Raw genomic sequence first — 20,907 nt, 5'->3', positions numbered from 1 at the left:
CGGAACGGCCACCACACGCACGAAAGGCTGGACGGGAAGCGGCGATGGCCACCTTCGAGTACCGCTGCGCGCAGGACGGCAGCTTCGATGTCGCGATGCCGGTCGGCACCGCGGGCCCGTCGACGAACTGCCCCCGATGCGGGTTCCCGGCGACACGCGTGTTCTCCGCGCCCCGGCTCACCCGCATACCGGCGGCGCTGCGCGAGGCCGTGGACCGGACCGAGCGCAGCGCGGAACAGCCGGAGGTGGTCGGGCGGGTGCCCGGCCGTCGCCCGGCGCGTCACTCGACGAACCCGGCCCACGCCCGCCTGCCCCGATGGTGACCACGAGAAGGGCTCGACACCGTGCCTGAACTGCTGTTCCCCCTCGACTCCACGAAGAGGTTCACCGACCAGGAGAAGGTCGGGCACAACCGCTGGCATCCCGACGTCCCGCCCGTGGCGACGGTACGGCCCGGACAGTCGTTCCGTGTCCACTGCCGCGAGTGGTTCGACGGCGCGATCCACAACGACGACTCCGCCGAGGACATCCGGGACGCTCCGCTGACCCGGGTCCACGCTCTCAGCGGCCCGTTCGCAGTCGAGGGCGCCGAGCCGGGCGACCTGCTCATGGTCGACATCCTCGACATGGGCCCCATCCCGCAGGAGTCCGGTCCGCTGGCCGGCCAGGGCTGGGGTTACACGGGCATCTTCCCCACCGGCAACGGTGGCGGCTTCCTGACCGAGCAATTCCCCGACGCCTACAAGGCGGTCTGGGACTTCACCGGCCACAAGGCCACCTCACGGCACATCCCCGGGGTCTCGTTCACCGGGATCTCCCACCCGGGGCTGATGGGCACCGCCCCGTCCGCGTCGCTGCTGGCGACCTGGAACCAGCGGGAGGGGGCGCTGATCGCCACCGCGCCCGACCGGGTGCCCCCCCTGGCCCTGCCCCCCGAGCCGCAGGACGCGATCCTCGGCAGCCTCACCGGCGCCGACTTCGACCGGGTCGCTGCGGAGGCGGCGCGGACCGCTCCGCCCCGGGAGAACGGCGGGAACCAGGACATCAAGAACTTCACCGTCGGCAGCCGGGTCTTCTACCCGGTGTACGTGACGGGAGCCAACCTGTCCCTCGGCGACCTGCACTTCTCGCAGGGCGACGGGGAGATCACCTTCTGCGGCGCCATCGAGATGGGCGGCTTCGTCGACCTGCACGTAGACCTGATCAAGAACGGCATGCAGACGTACGGCGTCGCCGAGAACACGATCTTCATTCCGGGCGACACCCCGCCGCAGTTCTCCCAGTGGCTGGCCTTCTCCGGGCTCTCGGTCACCCTCGACGGCGAACAGCGGTACCTCGACTCGCAGCTCGCCTACCAGCGCGCCTGCCTGCACGCCATCGACTACCTGACCCGCTTCGGCTACCAGCCGGAACAGGCATACCTGCTGCTCGGTGCCGCACCCATCGAGGGCCGGCTCTCCGGCGTGGTGGACATCCCCAACTCCTGCGCGACCGTCTACCTGCCCACCGAGATCTTCGACTTCGACATCCGCCCCTCGGCTTCCGGTCCGACCCGGATCGATCCGGGCAAGGGCGCCCCGGAGGCCACCATGCCGTAGGCAGGTGACCCTGAGGGCCGGCGGTTCGGCGACGGGCGGCCGCGCTACGGTTCCCGGACGAGGATCGCGCCCGGCGCGACGAGGAGATGGGACACCTCATGCAGAAGTCATCCCTGACCGCACTGGCCCGCGAGCAGCTGAAGCTCGCGCACGGCTCCTCCAGCGGCCGCAGCAGCTCCACCGTCTACGGCGGTCACGAGCACAGGCTCCGACAGACGCTGATCGCGCTGACCGCCGGGCAGATGCTCAGCGAGCACGAGAATCCCGGCGAGGCCACCGTCCACGTCCTGCACGGCCGGGTCCGGCTCGGCGCCGGCGAGACGTCCTGGGACGGCGCACCCGGCGATCTGCTGATCGTGCCGGACCGCCGGCACACGCTGGAGGCGCTCGAGGACTCAGCGGTGCTGCTCACCGTCGCCAAGCGCTGACGACCGCACGCGCCCTCATCGGGCTTCGATGACGGAGGTGGCCCCTGCCGGGCGGTCCGGCCGGGGCCGGGCCGCCCGTCCGCCGGTCAGGCGCGGGTGCGCTGCCGCAACCGGGTCGAGACGATCGCGCCGACTGCCATGAGGACCGCGACGGCCAGGGACGGCAGGGCGTCCGGCCGGCGCAGCAGTTCTTCCGTCAACCCGGCGTTGTCCAGCTGGTGGAGCGTGCCCAGCAGGAGGGTCGGGACGACCGCGATCAGCAGTCGCTGGTCGGCGGTCGCCACCCACAGGAAGGCGGCCACCCCGGCGATCACCATGGCGGCGGCGACGATCCGCGGGACCGCGTCGACCATGCGGAGGCCACCCGCGGGGATCAGATGCAGGGCGAGGATTCCGGCGGTGACCAGGACGGCATTGGCGCGAGGTGCCGGCGGCACGTCCGCCGGCCGCCGCAGGCCCAGCACGATCAGCGGCGTGGCGACAACCGGCGCCCACCACTGCGGCAGGCCGTTGAGGAACAGGTACGGGGAGATCAGGCTCGGCACCACCGCCGCAGCAACAGCCAGGACGGCGGCGGTGCGGGCACGGCCGGCGACGAGCGCCACCAGCGCCGCGGTCAGCACGACCTCGTGGACGCCCTGATTGCGCAGGACGGTCACCGGGTCCGAGAGTCCGCCGTACCGGAACGCCTCGACGATGTCGTCCAGGCCGATGAGGACACCCAGCGCCAGCACCGCCAGGGCGCCGAGGTGGATGCCCTGCCAGAACAGCACGGCAGTGGGACGGGCCGCGGCGCTGCCGCCGTACACCCGCAGGCCGCCCCGGAGGAGCGAGACCGCCTCCCGGGCGCTGGGCCAGCGACGGGTGGTGGATTCGTCGCCGATCAATGTGTCGATCAGTTCGTCGGCGCGTTCCCGGCGGTAGCCGGCCGGATAGGCCCGCAGCAGCATGCGGTAACGCCTCTCCAGGACATCGGAACTCATGCTGGTCTGATCCTCACGGTAGAAGGTTGACGGGCACTTGCCTGCGATGCGACCCGGCGCGGCAGGCGGTCCGTGACCACCCGGGCGGCCTGGGCGAGCCGGTCGGCCTCCTCGGTGAGTACGCGGCAGCCCTCGTCGGTGAGCCGGTAGTAGCGACGGGCACGCCCGTTGACGATCTCCTCACCGTCGGCAGCGACGAGTTCCTCGCCGAGCAGCCGGTCGATCACCGAGTACAGCGATCCGGCAGCGAGGGTCACCCGCCCGTCGGACAGCTCGGTCACCCTCTTGATCACGGCGTAACCGTGGAGCGGCCCACCGAGCAGGGCAGCGAGGACGAAGTACGACGGTTCCCGTAGCGCGGGACGCGAAGCAGATCCCATGAGCCGAATATACAACCAACTTGAGTATCAGTCCAAGATGACTGTCCACAGTGGCCATTGCCCAAATCATCTTAATGATTAAGGTAATCGGATGAGCACATCGACCGACTTCTCAGTCGCGATCGCCGGCGCCGGCCTCTCCGGCCTCTGCCTGGCCCAGTACCTGACGCGCGCCGGCATCGACGTGCACGTCTACGAGCGGGATCCCGGCCCCTTCGTCCGGCGGCAGGGCTACCGGATCATCCTCGACCGGTACGGGCTGGCGGCGCTGCGCGAGAGCCTGCCCCGCCCGCTGTACCGCCTGGCGCTGGCCACCGGCGACGAGCCCGGCGGGCACCTGCGCTTCACCGACAGACGGCTGCGGGACGCCTTCACGATCACCTTCAAGGACGACCCGCACGAGACCCGCCAGGTGGACCGGCTGACCCTGCGGTCGATCCTGCAGTCCGGGCTGGACGGGCGCATCCACTACGGCAGGGCCGCCGTCGCGGTGGACAACGGCGGTCCGGCCGGACTACGGCTGCGGTTCTCCGACGGCAGCGCCGCCGCGGCGACAGTCGTGGTGGGCGCGGAGGGCGTCGGCTCGGCGCTGCGCGCGCAGCTCATGCCGGACGCCGATCCGGCGGACACCCCGATGGCGGGCATCTACGGCCGGTCGCCGTTGTGGCGCGACGGCGCAAGCGTCATCCCGGACGCGCTGCGTACCAGCGGAGTCCTGTCCATCGCCGACCGGCCCGGCAGCGCCTTCTTCTTCACCTCAATGCGGTTCGGCGAGAGCCCGCGGGAGGGGTTCTCGCGCCTGGCTCCGGGCAGCTACGCCCCCACCGGCGACGACTACGTCATCTGGGCACTGCTGCTCCGGCGGGACGAGCTGCCTCCAGGCGTCCGCGGGGACCTGCGGGCGCTGTGGCACGTGGCGGCCCGGATGAGCATCGACTTCCACCCGCTCGTCCGACGGCTGGTCGACACGGCGGAACTGGACGCCACTGTGCTCAACCTGTTCGCCACCGGCCGGCGCCCGCTCCGGTGGGCGGTGCCCCGGGCGACGATGATGGGCGATGCCGTACACGTCATGCCGCCGTTCGGCGCTCATGGCGGCAACACCGCGCTGCGCGACGCCGCACTGCTCGGCCACAGGCTGGTCGAGGCCCGGCGGAACGGCACATCCGTGGAGGAGGCGATCGCCGGATACCAGGACGAGATGGTGCCGTACGCCTTCCACGCCGTCGACAATGCCGCGAGGCTGATGCACCGCCTCACCGGTGGCGCCGCCGCACCGCACTGGGTGCTCACCCGCGTGCTACCTCGGCTGCACCGGGTCACAGTGCCGGAGGCATGATTGCCCGCGTGTCCCACGATTCGGCCCGCGCCTCCGCGATCGCCGACCTCATGCGCGCCGGGCGGGAGACGTCGCGGCTGTCCATGGTGTTCCGGTACGCCATCGCGGAGCGGCTGGGCCTTGCCGTGAGCGACCTGGAGTGCCTCGACTACCTGGCGGACATCGGCTCCGCCACCGCGGGGCAGATCGCCGAGCGGACCAACCTCACCACCGGTGCGGTCACCAGCATGCTCCGCCGGCTCCAGCAGGCCGGCTACGTGACGACCGAGCGCGACCCGGCAGACCGGCGGCGGGTCGTCGTCACCATACGGCCGGAGCGGATCGCCGACCTGGAGCGGCCGTACGAGCGTTTCGCCGAGCGGGCGGAACGGCTCGTCGAGGGCTACAGCGCCGAGGAGGTCAGGCTGCTGGTCCGGCACCACGACCGCCTCCAGGCGATGTACCTCGCCGAGTTGGACCACCTCCGCGACGGCGACACCGCCCAGCGGTCCACCTGAACCGGCGTCTCCTGTCGCTATCCCACGGTCGCCAGGAAGTCCGAGTAGAACAGGCCCAGGCCGGCCGCGACGCAGACACCGGCCACGATCCAGAAGCGGACCACGATGGTGGACTCGCTCCAGCCGGCCAGCTCGAAGTGGTGGTGCAACGGCACCATCCGGAAGACCCGCTTGCCGGTGGTCCGGAACGAGACGATCTGGATCACCCAGGTCGTGGTGATGATGACGAAGAGCCCACCGATCAGGATCGAGAGCAGCGTCGTACGGGTCACCACCGCCAGCCCGCCGATCAGGCCACCCAGCCCGAGCGCGCCCACGTCACCCATGAAGATCCGCGCCGGGGACGTGTTCCACCACAGGAAGCCCACACAGGCACCGGCCGCGGCTGCCGCGATCATGGCGATCTCCAGCGGATCGCGGACCTGGTAGCAGTACTCGTTCACGCGGGCGTACCCGTCGTCGGCGCACCAGTGCCGGTACTGCCAGAAGCCGATCAGCGAGTACGCGCCGAGCACCAGGATCGACGCGCCGGTGGCCAGGCCGTCGAGGCCGTCGGTGAGGTTCACACCGTTGGACATCGCCGTGATCACGAAGATGAAGACCATGACCGCGCCGACCTTGCCGACGTCCAGCCAACTGATGTCGCGGATGAGCGAGATGTGCTCGCTGGCCACGGTCTGGCCGTTCGTGCTGGGCACGTACAGCGCGGCCACGCCGAACCCGCCGCCGACGAGCGCCTGGCCGAGCAGCTTGCCCTTGGCGGACAGCCCGTCGGAGTTGCGCCGGCGCACCTTGAGGAAGTCGTCGAAGAATCCGACCGCGCCGCAGAAGACGAACAACCCGAGCAGCACCAGGGCCGTCATGGTGGGCCCCTCCTGCGCGATCTGCCGTTCGGGCAGGGTGGTCAGGGCGAGATGCCCGGCGACGTACGCGAGGACTGTCGCCACGATGAAGACGACGCCGCCCATCGTGGGCGTACCCTTCTTTCCCTCGTTGCTGGCGAGCCCGATCGACCGGATCGGCTGACCGGCCTTCAGCGCGCTGAAGACGCGAATCGCCACCGGCGTGCCGAACAGGGAGATCACGAACGCGACAGCGGCCGCGACGATGACCGCCCTCACGGACGGCCCACAAAGTCATCGATCACGACACGTGAGCTTGCCATCCGGAGGCGGACGGAGCAGCCCCTGAGCTTCACCACGCCGAAGCTGGCCCGCACGCCGTAGCGTCGACGGCATGAGAACGATTGTGGTGTCGCTCGCGGTGGCCGCGGTGGTGTTGCTCGCGCTCGTCGTCTTCGTCGCCCGGCGCGACCGGTCGAGGCGCCCGTCGGACGAGGACTCGGCTGCGGTCCGCCGGGCCGCCGCCGACCAGCACCGGCACGACGCGCAGCGGCAGGCCACATCGGGCCTCGCGGAGCGGCACCGCAACCCGCCGAGCACGTAGGCGCGACCGGCGCATGCGGTTGCGCGTACAGCCGCTGCTTCTGCCCGCCGGAGAGCCGCCGGAACTGCGCGCCGAGCAGCTCCCGCAGCTTCCCGGTGTCGCGTTGCGGGTCGATGCCGACCATCTCGCCCTGCTCGACGGCGAAGCTGACGCCGTCGACAGCGATGTGCTCGCCGTAGCGCTTGACGAGGCTGTCCACCTCGATGACTGCCATGGCAGAAGCGTGCCGTCCGAGGTGGTTGATGCCGGGGTCAGCCGAGCCTCGGCGTACTGCCGGCGTGGACGGGTCGACTTACTCGATGGCGGCCAGGCGGGCCGCGGCGCAGGATCACCTGGTGGTCCCACCTGACATGGTTCTCTCCGATCTCCGCGAGGCGTGGCGCCGGGCGCTGGCCGGCAGGCTCCTGGGCCTGTACCTGCACGGCTCGCTGGTGGCAGGCGACTTCGCCGTGAACCGCAGCGACCTCGACCTGCTCGCGGTGCTCACCGACGATCCGGACGAGAAGCTCCTCGACGTACTCGCCGAACTGCATTCCGACCTCGACCGGCGGCACCCGCAGTGGGCCGGCCGGATCGAGGTGGAGTACGTGTCACTGGACGCGGTGCGCGCCGATCCCGGCCGGAATCACGTGATCGCCCGGATCAGTCCCGGCGAGTCGTTGCACCTGCTGCCCGCCACCACCCACCGCGTCGTGACCTGGTCCGCCGTGCACGACCACGGCCGTACGCTGCTGGGACCGCCGGCCGGTGAGCTGCTGCCCGCCGCCGACCCCGGCCTCGTCCGCGCGGCTCTGCTGGACCACGTCCGCGACTGGCCGGCCTGGGTGCTCGAGATGACCCCACCTGGAGCCCAGTCGTACGCGGTGCTCACGCTCTGCCGGGCGTTCCAGCGCCTGCGCCATGGCCGGCAACTGTCCAAGCGGCAGGCCGCCGAGCAGACCATCACCGCCTGCCCTCGATGGGCGGACCTCATCGCCTGGGCGCGCGACTGGTGGTACGACTCCGGCCAGGACACCGATCCCGGCCGGTTCGACGAGGTCCGGGCATTCGTGACCGAACTCAGCGCCGCCATCCTGGCCCCGACCGATGGTGGGCAGTGGCGCGAGATGGACTGCGACGCCGCGACGAAGCAGGCGGGCTAGACGGCCTCCACGGCGATCAGGGCCATCCCGGCCAGGAACGCCGACGTAACCGCTGCCGGCAAAGGGTGAGACCTTCCGTCGAGGGTCGTGGACTCGTGGCAGGGCGCCGCTAGTCGAGCCGGGCCAGTTCCTCGGGGGACAGGCGCAGCGCCCCGGCGGCCAGGTTCTCGACCAGATGGTCGGGGTCGCCCGTACCGGGGATGGCCAGCATGTGCGGCCCGCGGCTGAGGGTCCACGCGATGCGCACCTGCGCCGGCGTCGCCCCGTGCGCCCGGGCGACGGCCGCCACCGCCTCGTTGCCGGCCACGCCACCTGCCTCACGTCCGTCGCCGGCGATCGCGAAGAACGGCACGAAGGCGACGCCCTGCTCCCCGCAGGTGCGCACGAGCTGGTCGTGCACACGTCGGGTGTCGACGCCGTACGGGTTCTGCACGCAGACCACCGGGGCGATCGCCTGTGCCTGCGCGAGGTGCTGCGGACGGATGTTCGACAGGCCGAGATGCCGGATGAGCCCGGCGTCCCGCAGGTCGGCCAGCGCGCCGAAGTGCTCCGCGACCGACTCCAGCCCGTTCTGGCGCAGGTTGACGACGTCCAGGTGGTCACGGCCCAGCTGGCGCAGGTTCTCTTCGACCTGTCCGCGCAGTTGGTCGGGCCGGGCCAGCGGCAGCCACTCGCCGGAGGGGTCGCGGCCCGGCCCGACCTTCGTGGTGATGACCAGTTCGCCGGCGTACGGCGAGAGCGCCGTGTTGATCAGCTCGTTGGCCGACCGCAGTGGCGAGAAGTAGAACGCCGCCGTGTCGATGTGGTTGACGCCGAGCTCGACCGCCCGGCGCAGCACGCCGATGACGCGTTCGCGGTCGCTCGCCACACCGCGGTTGCCGGTCAGGCGCATCGCGCCGAATCCGATCCGGTTGACGGTCAGGTCGCCGAGCGTCCAGGTGCCTGCGGACGCCGCAGTAATCATGTTGGGCACCGGGCGAACCTAGCCATCCCCGCTGACCTGCACAGGCGGTCATCCGCCCGATACCGGTTCCCGGAGATCGCTGTTAGGTTATCTACAGTGAACGACGATGATTTTCCCACGGGGAACGGCGGCGCGGATCTCGCCGGGGTCGAGGGCTTACGCGCCGCTGAACGGCGTCTTCAACGTGCCCAGCTGTCCTCCGACGTCGCGGAGTTGGATCGGCTGATCGACGACCGCCTCGTGTTCACCGGGCCCGACGGCCGTCTCTACTCCAAGCAGGACGACCTGCACGCGCACCGATCCGGCCAGCAGACGATGACCCGGGTCGACGAGGAGGACCTGGCCGTGCTCGCCGTCGGCGGCACCGGGGTCACGTGGTTCCTCGGCACGCTGGAAGGCACCCTTGCCGGCGAGCCGTTCGTCGCCCGGGTCCGCTACACGCGCACATGGATCCTCGACGAGGACGAGGGGTGGCGCCTGCTCGCGGCACACGTCGGTCCGGCCGGCTGAGACGCCCTCGCGCACGGTCCCGTGGTGCCGGGCTGCCGTCAGATCGCGGCGAGCGCCTTGGTGATGTTCCACTCGGCCAGGTCCAGCATCCACTTCCGATCCGGAAAGTCGGTGTCCGCGATCCGCAGTGGCCCTTCGATCAAGGACAACGTCTGCGCGTATCGGTAGAGCGCCAGCCGGTGGGGGTCGAGAGCGACCGGGCGCAGCGCCGGGTATGTCTCGCCGAAACGCATCTGCAGCCAGGCGTGGTCCCATTCGACGTCGAAGTACGTCAGCCCCTCAAAATCGATCATGACAGCCTCACCGGCCGGTGTGACGAGCACGTGATCCGGGCCGAGTTCACCGTGCACCAGCCCGTACTCCTCGCGTGGGGTGACCGCGCTCCTGAGGTGGCGTACGTGGGCGGCGACCCGGTGGTGGGCATCGGCCAGCCGGGCGTCGCGGGCCGCTGCCGCGTCGAGGTGGCCGAGCGCGCGGTCGACGATCACGTCCTCGGTGCGTCGCGTCTGTGACGCCTCACCTCGGGCGATGGCCGCGACCTTTCCGTAGTGCGGCCCGAAGGCCGTGTGCATGCGGCGCAGGGCGTCACCGAGCGCGGACAGCGGCGTGACGGCAGCGGCCGGATCGTGTTCCACCAACGCCTCCAGCCGCAGCGCGCCCGCGTCCTCGACAAGCGCGATGTCGGCGTCGAGGTGACTGCCGTCCCGGTCGATCATCAACAGATGCGGGACACGCACTCCTGCCCCGGTGAGCGCCGCGTGGGCGGCGTCGAAGAGATCCGCACCCGACGCATCCGTGAACGGGTCGTCCGGGACCGCCGGCGACGGCGGCCAGTAGTTCTCGCCCGCGGCCCACACGTACAGCATCACGGTTGTCCGGTCGTCCAGCCGAAGCCGGTAGACGCCCTTCTTGGTGCCGCCCGTCAGCCGGTCCAGGGCAGCGAGCCGCCGGTCCGAGCCGAACTGGTCCGACACCAGGTCGTGCAGGTCATCCGGTTGCAGGAATGTCCGCGTCATGGCCGCCTCTCGTCGGACCGAAGCGGCCAGGCTGCCAGGCCGGGCACCGGCGCACAACCGAGTTGACGCACCGGACCCGCCCCGCCGCCGGTCCTACTCCTTCAGGCCGATGTTGTCGATCGGCGGAGCGCTGAGCAGCCGCCGGACGGGCCACACCGTGCTCACCAACGCCAGCAGTGCCGTACCGCCGAGCACCGCCGCCCACCCGAGCGGCGGCACGTACGGGATCGGGCTGCCGGTCAGTCCGTTGACGATCGCGCTCAGCGTCAGCACCGCGATCGTCGCGCCGACCAGCACCGCCGTGCCGAGCAACCCGGCCTGTTCGGCCCGGACCATCCCGCGGATCTGACGGCGGATGACCCCGACCAGTTGCAGCAGCGCCAGCTCGCGGCGGCGGGCCAGCGCCGCCATCACCATCGTGGTGGCCGCCGCCAGCGCCGCGTACCCGACCATCACGCCGATCAGCAGCCGGTTCAGCCAGGCGCCGAGCGCCAGATCGGTGCCGAGCAGGCGCGTGCGGGTGGCGGCGTCGAGAACCTCGGCGCCGGGCCGCGCCGTCGCCCACGCAGCCAACGCGGTGCCGGCGTCCGGGCCGCCGCGGACCAGGACCTCGTCGACGGTGTTCCCCGCCGTGTGCCCGGCGACCGTCCCGGCAGCCAGGGTGACGTCGCCGAAGCCGAGGCCACGGTCGTAGATCGCGACGACGTCCAACGTGACAGGGGTGCCGTCGCCCAGCCAGAGTTCCGCCTTGTCGCCGACGTCCCAGCCGGACGAGGACGCCTGCGTCGTGGACAGGGCGACGGTGCCGGCGCGCAGGTCTGCCAGGGTGCCCTTGCGCACGGCGAGGTCCATCGTCGACATGACGCCCGCCGGGTCGACGGACTGCGCGCCGACCGGCTCGATGCCGCCGAGCGCCCGCACCACGACCTGGGTGCGGCGTACCCCGGTGGCCGCCTGCACCCCGTCCAGCTCGCGGATCTCCCCCGCCGCGTCCGCGGGCAGTCCACCCGGAGCGACGAGCACCCGCTCGGCGAGTGTTCCCGCGCTGCTCTGCGTGGTGGTCTGCCGTTCCAGGTTGTTCTGCAGGAACCAGACCGAACCGCCGAACCCGACGGACAGCACGAGGGCGGTCAGGACTGTCGCCATGCCCTGCGCGTTGGCCCGCAGGTTGGCCGCGGCCAGGTATCCGCCGGCCCGCCAGATGCGCGGCAGTACCGGGGTGAGCAGGCGTGCCGCGTACGCGTTGATCATCGGTGCGAGCAGCGCCACCGCGATGACGAACAGGTAGAGCATGCCGACCGCGCCGGCCAGCGCCCCGGCCGACCCGGCGGCGCCGAGCGTGAACGCCCCGGAGCTGCCGGCCGCCATCAGCGTCAGCACGCCGGCGATCAGCCGTACCGGGCCGCTGCGCCGGGGTTCGACAGCGATCTCGCCGAGCGCCTCGATCGGTTTGATGGCGGTGACCCGGCGTGCGGCGATCAGCGCGGCGACCACCGCCACGAGGACCGCCGTACCGATGGCGGCGGGCACCGCGAACAGACCGCCCACCATCGGGAAGCCGGCCGGCACGAACCCCCGCCCGACCAGTTCGCCGTGCACCCAGCGGGCCGCCAGCAGGCCGGCCGGGCCGCCGATCGCGGAGCCGGCCAGGGCGAGCAGCGTGGCCTCGGCGACCAGCATGCGGCGCACCTGCCCCGGCGTGGCGGCGACCGCGCGCAGCAACGCCAGGTCACGCCGACGGTGCCTGACGGACAGCCCGATGGTGCCGGCCACCACGAACACCATCAGCAGGACGACGTACCCCCCGAAGGCCGACCCGGCCTCGACCAGCAACCTCTGTGCGGCCCGGTTCTCCGGCTGCTCGGCCTTCCCGCGGTCCTCTCCGGCGTACGCCGTGGCACCGGCCGCCGACGCGACCTCCCGCACCGCGCCGAGGTCGGCGCCGGGCGCCGTTCGTACGCCGATCGCGTCCACCCGGCCCGGGTACGCGGACAAGCGGGCGGCCTGCGCGTCGGTGAAGAACACCGCCGCCGAACCGGTCTCGGCGGTTCCGCTCACCCGGTACGACCGGCTGATCCCGCCGACGACCAGCTCGATGCGGTCGCCGGGCGTCACGCCGAGCCGGGTGTCGGCCACCACCTCGTCGTCGTTCCGGGGCGCGGCACCGGCGGCGAGGGAACGGCCGGTGAAGGCGTAGGTGTCCCAGCCGTGTCCCACGGCCGCGGGTGAGCCGATCAGCACCGCGTGGTCGCCGGTGACTGCCGTGACGCCCGGCACCCGGCGGATCCGGTCCACGAGGTCGGCGTCCACGGTGCCGCCCTCGGGCAGCGTCACGGTGCTCGTGGTGGTGTCACCGTCGAACTCGCGGAACGTGTGGCTGATCGTGCGGTTGGCGACGACCACGTCGGCGCTCGCCCAGAGCCGCGGCTCCGGGCGGAACCGCAGCCCTGACTCGACGAGCGTGCCCATCGCCACCAGGATCAGCACGCCGGCGATCAGGGCCAGCAGGGTCGCGGCGGCGGGGCCGGTGCGGTGCCGCAGCAGGCGGGCGGCGAGGCCGGTCATCGGAGGACCCGCCCGTCCAGCGAGGCCAGGTGCTCGGCGATACGGACGGCTCCGAGCTGCGGGAGGTCGGCGACCATCGCACCGTCGGCCAGCACGAGCACCCGATCCGCGTACGACGCGGCGATCGGGTCGTGGGTCACCGTCACCACCGTCTGCCCGTGCTCGTCCACGACCGCGCGCAACAGCGTCAGCACCTCCGCCGCGGTCCGCGAGTCGAGGGCGCCGGTGGGCTCGTCCGAGAAGATCACCTCGGGGCGGGTGGCCAGCGCCCGGGCGATCGCCACCCGCTGCTGCTGGCCGCCGGACAGCGCCGCCGGCCGGTGGTGCAGCCGGTCGGCGAGGCCGACCCGCTCGACCACGTGGGTCAGCCAGGCCCGGTCCGGGCGGACGCCGGCCAGACGCAGGGGCAGCACGATGTTTTCCTCGACGGTGAGCGCGCCGATCAGGTTGAACGCCTGGAAGACGAACCCGATCCGGGTACGACGCAGCTCGGTCAGGCGCGTCTCGGACAGCCCGGACAGGTCGGTGCCGCCGAGGATCACCCGACCGCTCGTGGGGCGGTCGAGCCCGGCCGCGATCTGCAACAGCGTGCTCTTGCCGGAGCCCGAGGGGCCCATCACCGCGGTGAAGGTCCCCCGGCCGAAGCCGACATCGACGCCCGCGAGCGCGGTCACCTGGTTGCGGCCGGTGCCGTACACGCGGGTGAGTTGTTCGACACGTAACGCCGGTTCGATGGTGCGTCCCGGATGGTCCGGCATTCTGGTGGCCTCTCTCCGTGTCATCGGCAGGAACTGCGCGCACCAGAAACGCTATTGACCTGGAGGAACGGCGACCATCCAGCGGGCTGCCCGATCCGGGTACAGCAGGCGCTACCACCGGCCCGGGCGCTCGCCTGCCGGCACGTCGTCCGTTCCACCTGCCGCCCGCCGCCCGCCGCCCGAGCGATTGAGCAGGTCACAGCCGGGGTAGTGGGCCTCCTCGCGGAAGATCGATCGGCGGCCGGTCCCGGCCTGCCCGGCGAGAGGGGTACCACCGGTGCGGACCTGGGTACGCGACGCCGTCGCGCGGTTGCGCGGTGACGGGATGACAGTGGTCGAGCTGACCGCCGCCGCTGTGGTCGCGTGGATCGTGGCGGCGGTGGTGATCCGGCACCCGGACCCGTTCTTCGCGCCGACCGCCGCGCTCGTCGTGCTCGGCGAGTCCCGCGGGCGACGGCTGCGGCAGACCGTCGAGATCCTGTTCGCCGTGGCGGCAGCCGTGCTCGTCGCGGAGCTGCTGGTGTACGCGCTGGGCCCGGGCACCGAGACGGTCCTGCTGGTGCTGCTGCTGACCACCACGACGCTCGTGGTGATCGGGGCCCGCCGGGCCCTGGTCGTGCAGGCCACCGTCTCGGCCATGTACCTGGTCGTGGTCTCCGCGCCGAACGGGACGCTGATGCCGTTCCGCTTCGTCGACGCGCTCATCGGCGGCGCCGTGGCGCTTGCCGCCAGCCAGCTGATGGCCGCCCGTGACCCGCTGGCACCACTGGTGGCCCAGGCCCGGCGCAGCTACACCGACCTGGCCGACCTGCTCGACCAGGTCAACGCGGCGCTGCGGGGCTGCGACGAGGACGCCGCCCGCGCCGCGCTGGACCGGGCGCGGCAGGTGGACGACTGCGTCGCCGAGATGCAGGCCGCCGTGCTCGCCACCGGTGAGACGCTGCGGCTGGGACTGCGCCGCCGGCACCTGGGCAAGCTCGCCGAGGTGGAGGCCACGCTGCGGCAGCTCGACTACGCCGCCCGCAACATCCGGGTGCTGGCCCGGGCCGGTGTGACCCTGACCCGCCGGCACACCGCCACGCCGCCGGAGCTGGCCGCCGCGATCGGCGCGCTGACCTCCGCCGTACGGTCGGCTGGTGAGGCCATGGCCCACGACCTCACCGGCGCCGACGCCGACCGGCACGCGCAGCGGGCCGACGCGGCGGCGCTGGAGGCGGTCCGGATCGCCGCGGGCCTGCTGCGGACCGATCCGCCACTGCCGGTCACCATGATCGTCGGGCAGATCCGGGCGACAGCGATCGACCTGCTGCGCGGTGTCGGCCACGACGACGTGGCGGTGCTGGACCGGGTGGACGAGGCGCTCGGCCTGAGCCGGGGGTGACACGTCCGCCGCTGGTCCGCTCAGCGGTGGTGGATCGGGGTGTCGAGGTCCGTCAGCCGCCGGCCGGACCCTCCCGCGGCCAGGGCGACGAACTCGGCGGCGATCGCCACGGCGGTCTCCTCCGGCGTCCGCGCCCCCAGGTCGAGTCCGATCGGTGAGGAGAGCCGGGCGAGGGCGGCCTCGTCCACACCCGTCTCGCGCAGGCGGCGCAGCCGGTCGGCGTGGGTGCGGCGGCTGCCCATCGCGCCGATGTAGCGGGCCGGGGTGCGCAGGGCGACCTCGAGCAGCGGGACGTCGAACTTCGGGTCGTGGGTGAGGATGCAGAGCACCGTCCGCTCGTCGACTGCTGTCGACTCCAGGTACGTGTGCGGCCACTGGACGACGAGGTCGTCGGCATCGGGGAAGCGCTTGCGGGTGGCGAACACCGGACGGGCGTCGCACACCGTGACGTGATAGCCGAGGAAGCGGCCGATCCGGGCCACCGCGACGGCGAAGTCGATCGCGCCGAAGACGATCATCCGTGGTGGCGGCAGGTACGACTGGACGAAGACGGACACCTCGTCGTGCCGCTGCTGCCCGCGCGTACCGAGTCGAACGGTTCCGGTGGTGCCGAGGGCGAGCATGCCCTCGGCCTGCCGCGCCACCGCGCGGTCCAGGTCGGCGTCGCCGAGGGTGCCGGCGACCCGGTCGGGCCAGACCACCATCTGGGCCGTCCCGGCCGACGCCGTCGCCACCGGCGCACCCGTGCGGATCGCGGCGAGCACCGCGTCCGGCTCGGTCAGGACGACGTCCGGCTGGACCAGGACCTCGATGGTGCCGCCGCAGGTCAGGCCCACCTCGAAGGCGTCGTCGTCGCCGACACCGTACGTCTCGGTGCGTGCCTGGCCGGTGCGTATGGCCTCCTGGCAGAGTTCGTACACCGCGCCCTCGACGCAACCTCCCGAGATGCTGCCGACGACCTCACCGTCGGCGCAGACCGCCATGGCCGCGCCCGGCGGTCTGGGCGCCGACTTCCAGGTCCGCACGACTGTCGCGACGGCGAACCGGACGCCTGCGGCACGCCACGCGGTCAAGCCGTCGACGATGTCTCGCATTGCCGCACGATCCGTGAGCAGCAGCGGCACCGTCAACGCCGACCTAAGGACTTGCTTAGGTCGGCGTTGACTTCCGCGGGCACCGGCACCACATTGACGACTTCCGGAGGTGCGACATGCAGGTGCCGGCCCCGTTCGAGTACGAACGAGCAACCAGTGTGGACCATGCCATCAGCCTGATGGAACGGCTGGGCAGCACGTCCCGGCTGATCGCCGGCGGGCACAGCCTGCTGCCGATGATGAAGCTGCGGCTGGCCAGTTTCGACTATCTCATCGACATCAACGATCTCCACGACGAGCTCGGCTACATCGAGGCGGGTCCGGACGAGCTGCGTATCGGTGCGCTGACCCGGCATCGGGAACTGCTCGAGTCCGCCACCCTGACGGCGGCCTTCCCGATCTTCGCCGACGCCGAACGGGTGATCGCCGATCCGGTGGTGCGCAACCGGGGCACACTGGGCGGCTCCCTGTGCCAGGCGGACCCGTCGGAAGACCTGTCCGCGGTCTGCACCGCCCTGGACGCGAGCTGCGTGATCCGCGGGCCGGGCGGCGCCGAGCGGGTGGTGTCCATGGAGGAGTTCCACGTCGGGCCGTACGAGACCGCTGTCGGCGACGGGGAGATCCTGGTCGAGATCCGGCTGCCGGTGCGGCCCGGCTGCGGCAGCGCCTACGAGAAGGTGGAACGCCGGGCCGGCGACTGGGCGGTGGTCTCGGCGGGTGCCGCGGTCTGGCTCGACGGCGACGTGATCTCCGACGCCCGGGTCGGGCTGGCCGCTGTGGGTCCGAACACCACCGATATCCCGGAGATCTCCGCGGCGCTGCGCGGGCAGGAGCCCGGCGAGAGCCTCTACGCGCAGGCCGGCGCGATCGCCGCGCGCAGCTGCGATCCGGCCACCGACCAGCGGGGCAGCGCGGACTACAAGCGGCACCTGGCCGACGAGCTGACCAGACGGACCCTGCGCCGGGCCGTGGAACGGGCGAGGAGCTGAGCATGCAGGTCACCATGACCGTCAACGACGTCGAGGTCACCCGGGAGATCGAGGGACGCCTGCTGCTTGTGCACTTCCTGCGCGACGTGCTGGGCCTGACCGGAACGCACGCGGGGTGCGACACCAGCAACTGCGGCACCTGCGTCGTCTGGCTCGACGGCGAACCGGTGAAGTCGTGCACAGTGCTGGCCGCGATGGCCGGCGGACACCAGGTGCGTACCGTCGAGGGCCTGGCGAAGGGCGCGGAGCTCGACCCGGTCCAGCAGGGCTTCATCCAGTGCCACGGCCTGCAGTGCGGCTTCTGCACCCCCGGCATGATGATGACGGCTCGCGCGCTGCTGAACCGCAACCCGGACCCGACCGAGGCGGAGATCCGCGAAGCGATCTCCGGTCAGATCTGCCGCTGTACGGGCTACGCCACCATCGTGCGCTCGGTGCGCTGGGCCGCCGTGCACGAGGCGAACGCGGCCGCCGCGGTCACCGAGACCACCGAATCACGCGAAGCCGGCGAGATCGACAACGCCGGCCGGCCCGCCGGGAGCGTCGTATGACGACTGTGCACGAGCGCGTGGACACCTTCCACGACAACGACCAGAAGCCGGTGGGCTACGGCCGCATGCTGCGGAAGGAGGATCCGCGGTTCGTACGCGGCCGGGGCCGGTTCGTCGACGACGTCCGGCTGCCCGGCATGCTGCACCTGGCCATCCTCCGCTCGCCGGTGGCCCACGCGCGGATCCTGAGCATCGACACGAGCGCCGCCGAGGCCTCACCCGGCGTCAAGGCGGTAGTGACCGGGGCGATGCTGGCCGAGCAGGGTCTGGCCTGGATGCCGACGCTCTCCAACGACGTGCAGGCCGTGCTCGCCACCGACAAGGTGCGCTTCCAGGGCCAGGAGGTGGCGTTCGTCGTCGCCGAGGACAAGTACGCGGCGCGGGACGCGCTGGAGCTGATCGACGTCGAGTACGACGTCCTCGATCCGGTCGTCGACGCCCGCCGCGCGCTCGAACCGGGCGCCCCGGTGATCCGCGACGATCTCGACGGCAAGACCGACAACCACTGCTTCGACTGGGAGACCGGTGACGAGGCGGCCACCGCGGCCGTGTTCGCCCGGGCGGACGTCGTGGTGAGCCAGGATCTGGTCTATCCGCGGGTGCACCCCGCGCCGATGGAGACCTGTGGGGCGATCGCCGACTTCGACGCCGTCGACGGCAAGCTGCGCCTCTGGTCCACCACGCAGGCGCCGCACGCGCATCGCACCCTCTACGCCCTGGTGGCGGGCATCCCCGAGCACAAGATCCAGGTGATCTCGCCGGACATCGGCGGTGGCTTCGGCAACAAGGTGCCGATCTATCCGGGGTACGTCTGCGCGATCGTCGCGTCGATCGTCACCGGGAAGCCGGTGAAGTGGATGGAGGACCGCTTCGAGAACCTGATCAGCACCGGCTTCGCCCGCGACTACATCATGCGTGGTGAGATCGCAGCGACCCGTGACGGCCGGATCCTGGCCATCCGCACCAACGTCCTCGCCGACCACGGCGCCTTCAACGGCACCGCCGCGCCGGTGAAGTACCCGGCCGGCTTCTTCGGGGTGTTCACCGGCAGCTACGACATCGAGGCCGCGTACTGCAAGATGACGGCGGTCTTCACGAACAAGGCGCCGGGCGGTGTGGCGTACGCCTGTTCGTTCCGCATCACCGAGGCCGTCTACCTCGTCGAGCGGATCGTCGACTGCCTCGCCGACGAGCTGGGCATGGACCCGGCCGAGCTGCGGCTGAAGAACTTCATCCGCCCGGAGCAGTTCCCGTACACGACGAAGACCGGCTGGGTGTACGACTCCGGCGACTACGAGCCGACCATGCGGCTGGCGATGGAGATGGCCGGCTACGCCGACCTGCGGCGCGAGCAGCAGGAGAAGCGGGCCCGGGGCGAGTTGATGGGCATCGGCGTCGCGTTCTTCACCGAGGCCGTCGGCGCCGGCCCGCGCAAGAACATGGACATCCTCGGCCTGGGCATGGCCGACGGCTGTGAGCTGCGCGTGCACCCGACCGGCAAGGCAGTGGTCCGGCTCAGCGTGCAGTCCCAGGGCCAGGGACACGAGACGACGTTCGCGCAGATCGTCGCCGAGGAGATCGGCATCCCGCCGGACGACATCGACGTGGTGCACGGCGACACCGACAACACGCCGTTCGGTCTCGGCACGTACGGCAGCCGGTCCACACCCGTCTCCGGTGCCGCGGCGGCCCTGGTCGCCCGCAAGGTCCGCGACAAGGCCCGGATCATCGCCTCCGGCATGCTGGAGGTCTCGGTCGCCGACCTGGAGTGGGACAAGGGTTCCTTCCGGGTCAAGGGCGACCCGGGCAGGAGCGTGACCATCCAGGACATCGCGATGCGGGCGCACGGCGCCGGCGACCTGCCCGAGGGCGTCGAGGGCGGGTTGGAGGCGCAGATCTGCTACAACCCGTCGAACCTGACGTATCCGCACGGGGCGTACATCTGCGTGGTGGACATCGACCCCGGCACCGCGCAGGTCAAGGTGCGGCGGTTCATCGCCGTCGACGACTGCGGCACCCGGATCAACCCGATGATCATCGAGGGGCAGGTGCACGGCGGGCTGGCCGACGGAGTCGGCATGGCCCTGATGGAGATGATCGCGTTCGACGAGGACGGCAACTGCCTCGGCGCGTCGCTCATGGACTACCTGATCCCCACCGCGCTCGAGGTGCCCGACTGGGAGACCGGCTTCACCGTCACCCCGTCCCCGCACCACCCGATCGGCGCGAAGGGCGTGGGCGAGTCGGCCACCGTCGGCTCCCCGCCCGCGATCGTCAACGCGGTCGTCGACGCCCTCGAACCCTTCGGCGTACGGCATGCCGACATGCCGTTGACGCCGTCGCGCGTCTGGGACGCGATGCGCGGCAACGCCCGCCCGCCGATCTAGGGGAGGTGGCCATGACGACTATCGCCCGCCGTACGCATGATCTGACCGTCTCGCGCGCGCCGTTCGTGCACGCCACGGTGGTCCGGGCGCAGGATCCGACGTCGGCCCGGCCCGGCGACGACGCGGTGATCCTGCCGGACGGCACCATCGAGGGTTTCGTCGGCGGGATGTGCGCCGAGAGTTCGGTGCGGGCGGCCGCCCTGGACGCCCTCCGGGACGGCAAGGCGCTGCTGCTGCGGGTCCTGCCGGACGGCGCGCCCGCCTTCCCCGACACGCCGGGGGCACGGGTCGTGGTCAACCCGTGCCACTCGGGCGGGGCGCTCGAGATCTTCCTGCGCCCGGTGCTGCCCGTACCCGTGCTGGGTCTGGTGGGCGACACGCCGATCAGCGCGGCGGTGGCCACCCTGGCGGCCTTCCTCGACTTCGAGGTGGCCACGTCCGGTGACCACTCCGGCGCAACGGCGGTCGTGGTGGCCGGCCTCGGCAAGGGCGAACAGGACGCCGTCCGCGCCGCGCTGGACGCCGGAGTGGGGCACATCGCGCTGGTCGCCAGCCGGACCCGCGGCGCGGCGGTGCTCGACGAACTGGCGCTGTCCGACGCGGAGCGCGCCCGGGTCCGGACCCCGGCCGGACTGGAGATCGGGGCGCGCTCACCGCAGGAGATCGCGCTGTCGATCATGGCCGAGGTGGTGCGGGCACTCCGGGTGGACGGCCTCGCCTCCTCCCCCGCACCACCCGCGGCGCTCCCCCAGCAGGCAGTCGACCCGGTGTGCGGGATGACGGTCCTGGTCGGGCCGGACACCCCGCACGTGCGGATCGACGGCATCGACCACTGGTTCTGCTGCCCCGGCTGCCGCGACCGGCACGTGGCGGCGTAGC

Annotated in this window: 22 protein-coding genes; 14 read left to right on the top strand and 8 right to left on the bottom strand. The window is 71.8% G+C overall.

What is annotated here, in order from left to right; translation table 11 throughout:
- The first annotated feature begins 44 nt into the window (after positions 1-44).
- From ML5_RS10235 to ML5_RS10225, 3 genes are all read left to right on the top strand, one after another.
- On the top strand, positions 45-323 hold the full coding sequence (locus ML5_RS10235) for an FmdB family zinc ribbon protein (RefSeq protein WP_013285115.1): 279 nt from the start codon (positions 45-47) through the stop codon (positions 321-323).
- Between the two features lie 21 nt (positions 324-344).
- Complete coding sequence (gene fmdA, locus ML5_RS10230) at positions 345-1,598, top strand: formamidase (protein WP_013474619.1); 1,254 nt, start codon at positions 345-347, stop codon at positions 1,596-1,598.
- A 98-nt stretch (positions 1,599-1,696) separates the two neighbouring features.
- Positions 1,697-2,026, top strand: a complete 330-nt coding sequence (locus tag ML5_RS10225; protein WP_013285113.1) for a cupin domain-containing protein — start codon at positions 1,697-1,699, stop codon at positions 2,024-2,026.
- Between the two features lie 86 nt (positions 2,027-2,112).
- Here the strand turns inward: ML5_RS10225 and ML5_RS10220 are convergent, their stop codons facing one another.
- Together ML5_RS10220 and ML5_RS10215 are read right to left on the bottom strand one after the other, a co-directional pair.
- On the bottom strand, positions 2,113-3,009 hold the full coding sequence (locus tag ML5_RS10220; protein WP_013474618.1) for a hypothetical protein: 897 nt from the start codon (positions 3,007-3,009) through the stop codon (positions 2,113-2,115).
- A complete protein-coding gene (locus ML5_RS10215; RefSeq protein WP_013474617.1) occupies positions 3,006-3,389 on the bottom strand; it encodes a PadR family transcriptional regulator in 384 nt (127 codons plus the stop codon). Before ML5_RS10215 ends, ML5_RS10220 begins: the two co-directional genes overlap by 4 nt.
- Positions 3,390-3,480: 91 nt before the next feature.
- Here ML5_RS10215 and ML5_RS10210 point away from each other — a divergent pair, with 91 nt between their 5' ends.
- Positions 3,481-4,728 (top strand): NAD(P)/FAD-dependent oxidoreductase, encoded by a 1,248-nt coding sequence (locus ML5_RS10210; RefSeq protein ID WP_013474616.1) that lies wholly within the window; start codon positions 3,481-3,483, stop codon positions 4,726-4,728.
- Between the two features lie 8 nt (positions 4,729-4,736).
- Positions 4,737-5,225, top strand: coding sequence for a MarR family transcriptional regulator (locus tag ML5_RS10205; RefSeq protein WP_225319448.1), 489 nt, complete (start codon positions 4,737-4,739; stop codon positions 5,223-5,225).
- Positions 5,226-5,242: 17 nt separating this feature from the next.
- Here the strand turns inward: ML5_RS10205 and mraY are convergent, their stop codons facing one another.
- On the bottom strand, positions 5,243-6,346 hold the full coding sequence (gene mraY, locus ML5_RS10200) for a phospho-N-acetylmuramoyl-pentapeptide-transferase (protein WP_013285107.1): 1,104 nt from the start codon (positions 6,344-6,346) through the stop codon (positions 5,243-5,245).
- 115 nt (positions 6,347-6,461) lie between these two features.
- Between mraY and ML5_RS10195 the strand changes: the two genes are divergently transcribed.
- The 3 genes from ML5_RS10195 to ML5_RS10190 are packed head-to-tail and all read left to right on the top strand — an operon-like array spanning position 6,462 to position 7,813.
- Positions 6,462-6,671 (top strand): hypothetical protein, encoded by a 210-nt coding sequence (locus ML5_RS10195; RefSeq protein ID WP_013285106.1) that lies wholly within the window; start codon positions 6,462-6,464, stop codon positions 6,669-6,671.
- Between the two features lie 13 nt (positions 6,672-6,684).
- Positions 6,685-7,020, top strand: coding sequence for a hypothetical protein (locus ML5_RS33230; protein WP_168168214.1), 336 nt, complete (start codon positions 6,685-6,687; stop codon positions 7,018-7,020).
- Positions 7,007-7,813 (top strand): aminoglycoside adenylyltransferase domain-containing protein, encoded by an 807-nt coding sequence (locus ML5_RS10190; protein ID WP_013474615.1) that lies wholly within the window; start codon positions 7,007-7,009, stop codon positions 7,811-7,813. The genes ML5_RS33230 and ML5_RS10190 overlap by 14 nt, the downstream gene beginning before the upstream one ends.
- A 109-nt stretch (positions 7,814-7,922) precedes the next feature.
- Here ML5_RS10190 and ML5_RS10185 read toward each other — a convergent pair whose 3' ends face one another.
- Positions 7,923-8,777, bottom strand: coding sequence for an aldo/keto reductase (locus ML5_RS10185; protein ID WP_013474614.1), 855 nt, complete (start codon positions 8,775-8,777; stop codon positions 7,923-7,925).
- Positions 8,778-8,873: 96 nt separating this feature from the next.
- On the opposite strand from ML5_RS10185, the gene ML5_RS10180 reads away from it, so the two are divergent.
- On the top strand, positions 8,874-9,287 hold the full coding sequence (locus ML5_RS10180) for a nuclear transport factor 2 family protein (RefSeq protein ID WP_013474613.1): 414 nt from the start codon (positions 8,874-8,876) through the stop codon (positions 9,285-9,287).
- A 38-nt stretch (positions 9,288-9,325) separates the two neighbouring features.
- Here ML5_RS10180 and ML5_RS10175 read toward each other — a convergent pair whose 3' ends face one another.
- The 3 genes from ML5_RS10175 to ML5_RS10165 all read right to left on the bottom strand — a co-directional run bounded on the left by ML5_RS10175 (position 9,326) and on the right by ML5_RS10165 (position 13,626).
- Entirely contained in the window at positions 9,326-10,303 is a 978-nt protein-coding gene (locus ML5_RS10175) for a phosphotransferase family protein (RefSeq protein ID WP_013474612.1), read from the bottom strand.
- Between the two features lie 93 nt (positions 10,304-10,396).
- Positions 10,397-12,868: an ABC transporter permease gene (locus tag ML5_RS10170; RefSeq protein ID WP_013474611.1), complete on the bottom strand. Its 2,472-nt coding sequence runs from the start codon at positions 12,866-12,868 to the stop codon at positions 10,397-10,399.
- A complete protein-coding gene (locus tag ML5_RS10165) occupies positions 12,865-13,626 on the bottom strand; it encodes an ABC transporter ATP-binding protein (RefSeq protein ID WP_013474610.1) in 762 nt (253 codons plus the stop codon). Before ML5_RS10165 ends, ML5_RS10170 begins: the two co-directional genes overlap by 4 nt.
- A gap of 277 nt (positions 13,627-13,903) precedes the next feature.
- Here ML5_RS10165 and ML5_RS10160 point away from each other — a divergent pair, with 277 nt between their 5' ends.
- The gene (locus tag ML5_RS10160) at positions 13,904-15,007 is read left to right on the top strand and encodes an FUSC family protein (protein WP_013285099.1); all 1,104 of its coding nucleotides are present in this window, start codon (positions 13,904-13,906) and stop codon (positions 15,005-15,007) included.
- A 20-nt stretch (positions 15,008-15,027) separates the two neighbouring features.
- On the opposite strand, the gene ML5_RS10155 is transcribed toward ML5_RS10160, so the two are convergent.
- The gene (locus tag ML5_RS10155; RefSeq protein WP_013474609.1) at positions 15,028-16,101 is read right to left on the bottom strand and encodes an XdhC family protein; all 1,074 of its coding nucleotides are present in this window, start codon (positions 16,099-16,101) and stop codon (positions 15,028-15,030) included.
- A 116-nt stretch (positions 16,102-16,217) separates the two neighbouring features.
- Here ML5_RS10155 and ML5_RS10150 point away from each other — a divergent pair, with 116 nt between their 5' ends.
- The 4 genes from ML5_RS10150 to ML5_RS10135 are packed head-to-tail and all read left to right on the top strand — an operon-like array spanning position 16,218 to position 20,906.
- A complete protein-coding gene (locus tag ML5_RS10150; RefSeq protein WP_013474608.1) occupies positions 16,218-17,090 on the top strand; it encodes a xanthine dehydrogenase family protein subunit M in 873 nt (290 codons plus the stop codon).
- 2 nt (positions 17,091-17,092) lie between these two features.
- Positions 17,093-17,641 (top strand): (2Fe-2S)-binding protein, encoded by a 549-nt coding sequence (locus tag ML5_RS10145; protein WP_013285096.1) that lies wholly within the window; start codon positions 17,093-17,095, stop codon positions 17,639-17,641.
- Entirely contained in the window at positions 17,638-20,028 is a 2,391-nt protein-coding gene (locus ML5_RS10140; protein WP_013285095.1) for an aerobic carbon-monoxide dehydrogenase large subunit, read from the top strand. Before ML5_RS10145 ends, ML5_RS10140 begins: the two co-directional genes overlap by 4 nt.
- Before the next feature lie 11 nt (positions 20,029-20,039).
- Entirely contained in the window at positions 20,040-20,906 is an 867-nt protein-coding gene (locus ML5_RS10135; RefSeq protein WP_013474607.1) for an XdhC family protein, read from the top strand.
- The last annotated feature ends 1 nt before the right edge of the window (position 20,907 follow it).

The organism is Micromonospora sp. L5, assembly GCF_000177655.2.
Taxonomy (GTDB): Bacteria; Actinomycetota; Actinomycetes; order Mycobacteriales; family Micromonosporaceae; genus Micromonospora; species Micromonospora aurantiaca.
This window is presented reverse-complemented; position numbering and strand designations above follow the sequence as displayed.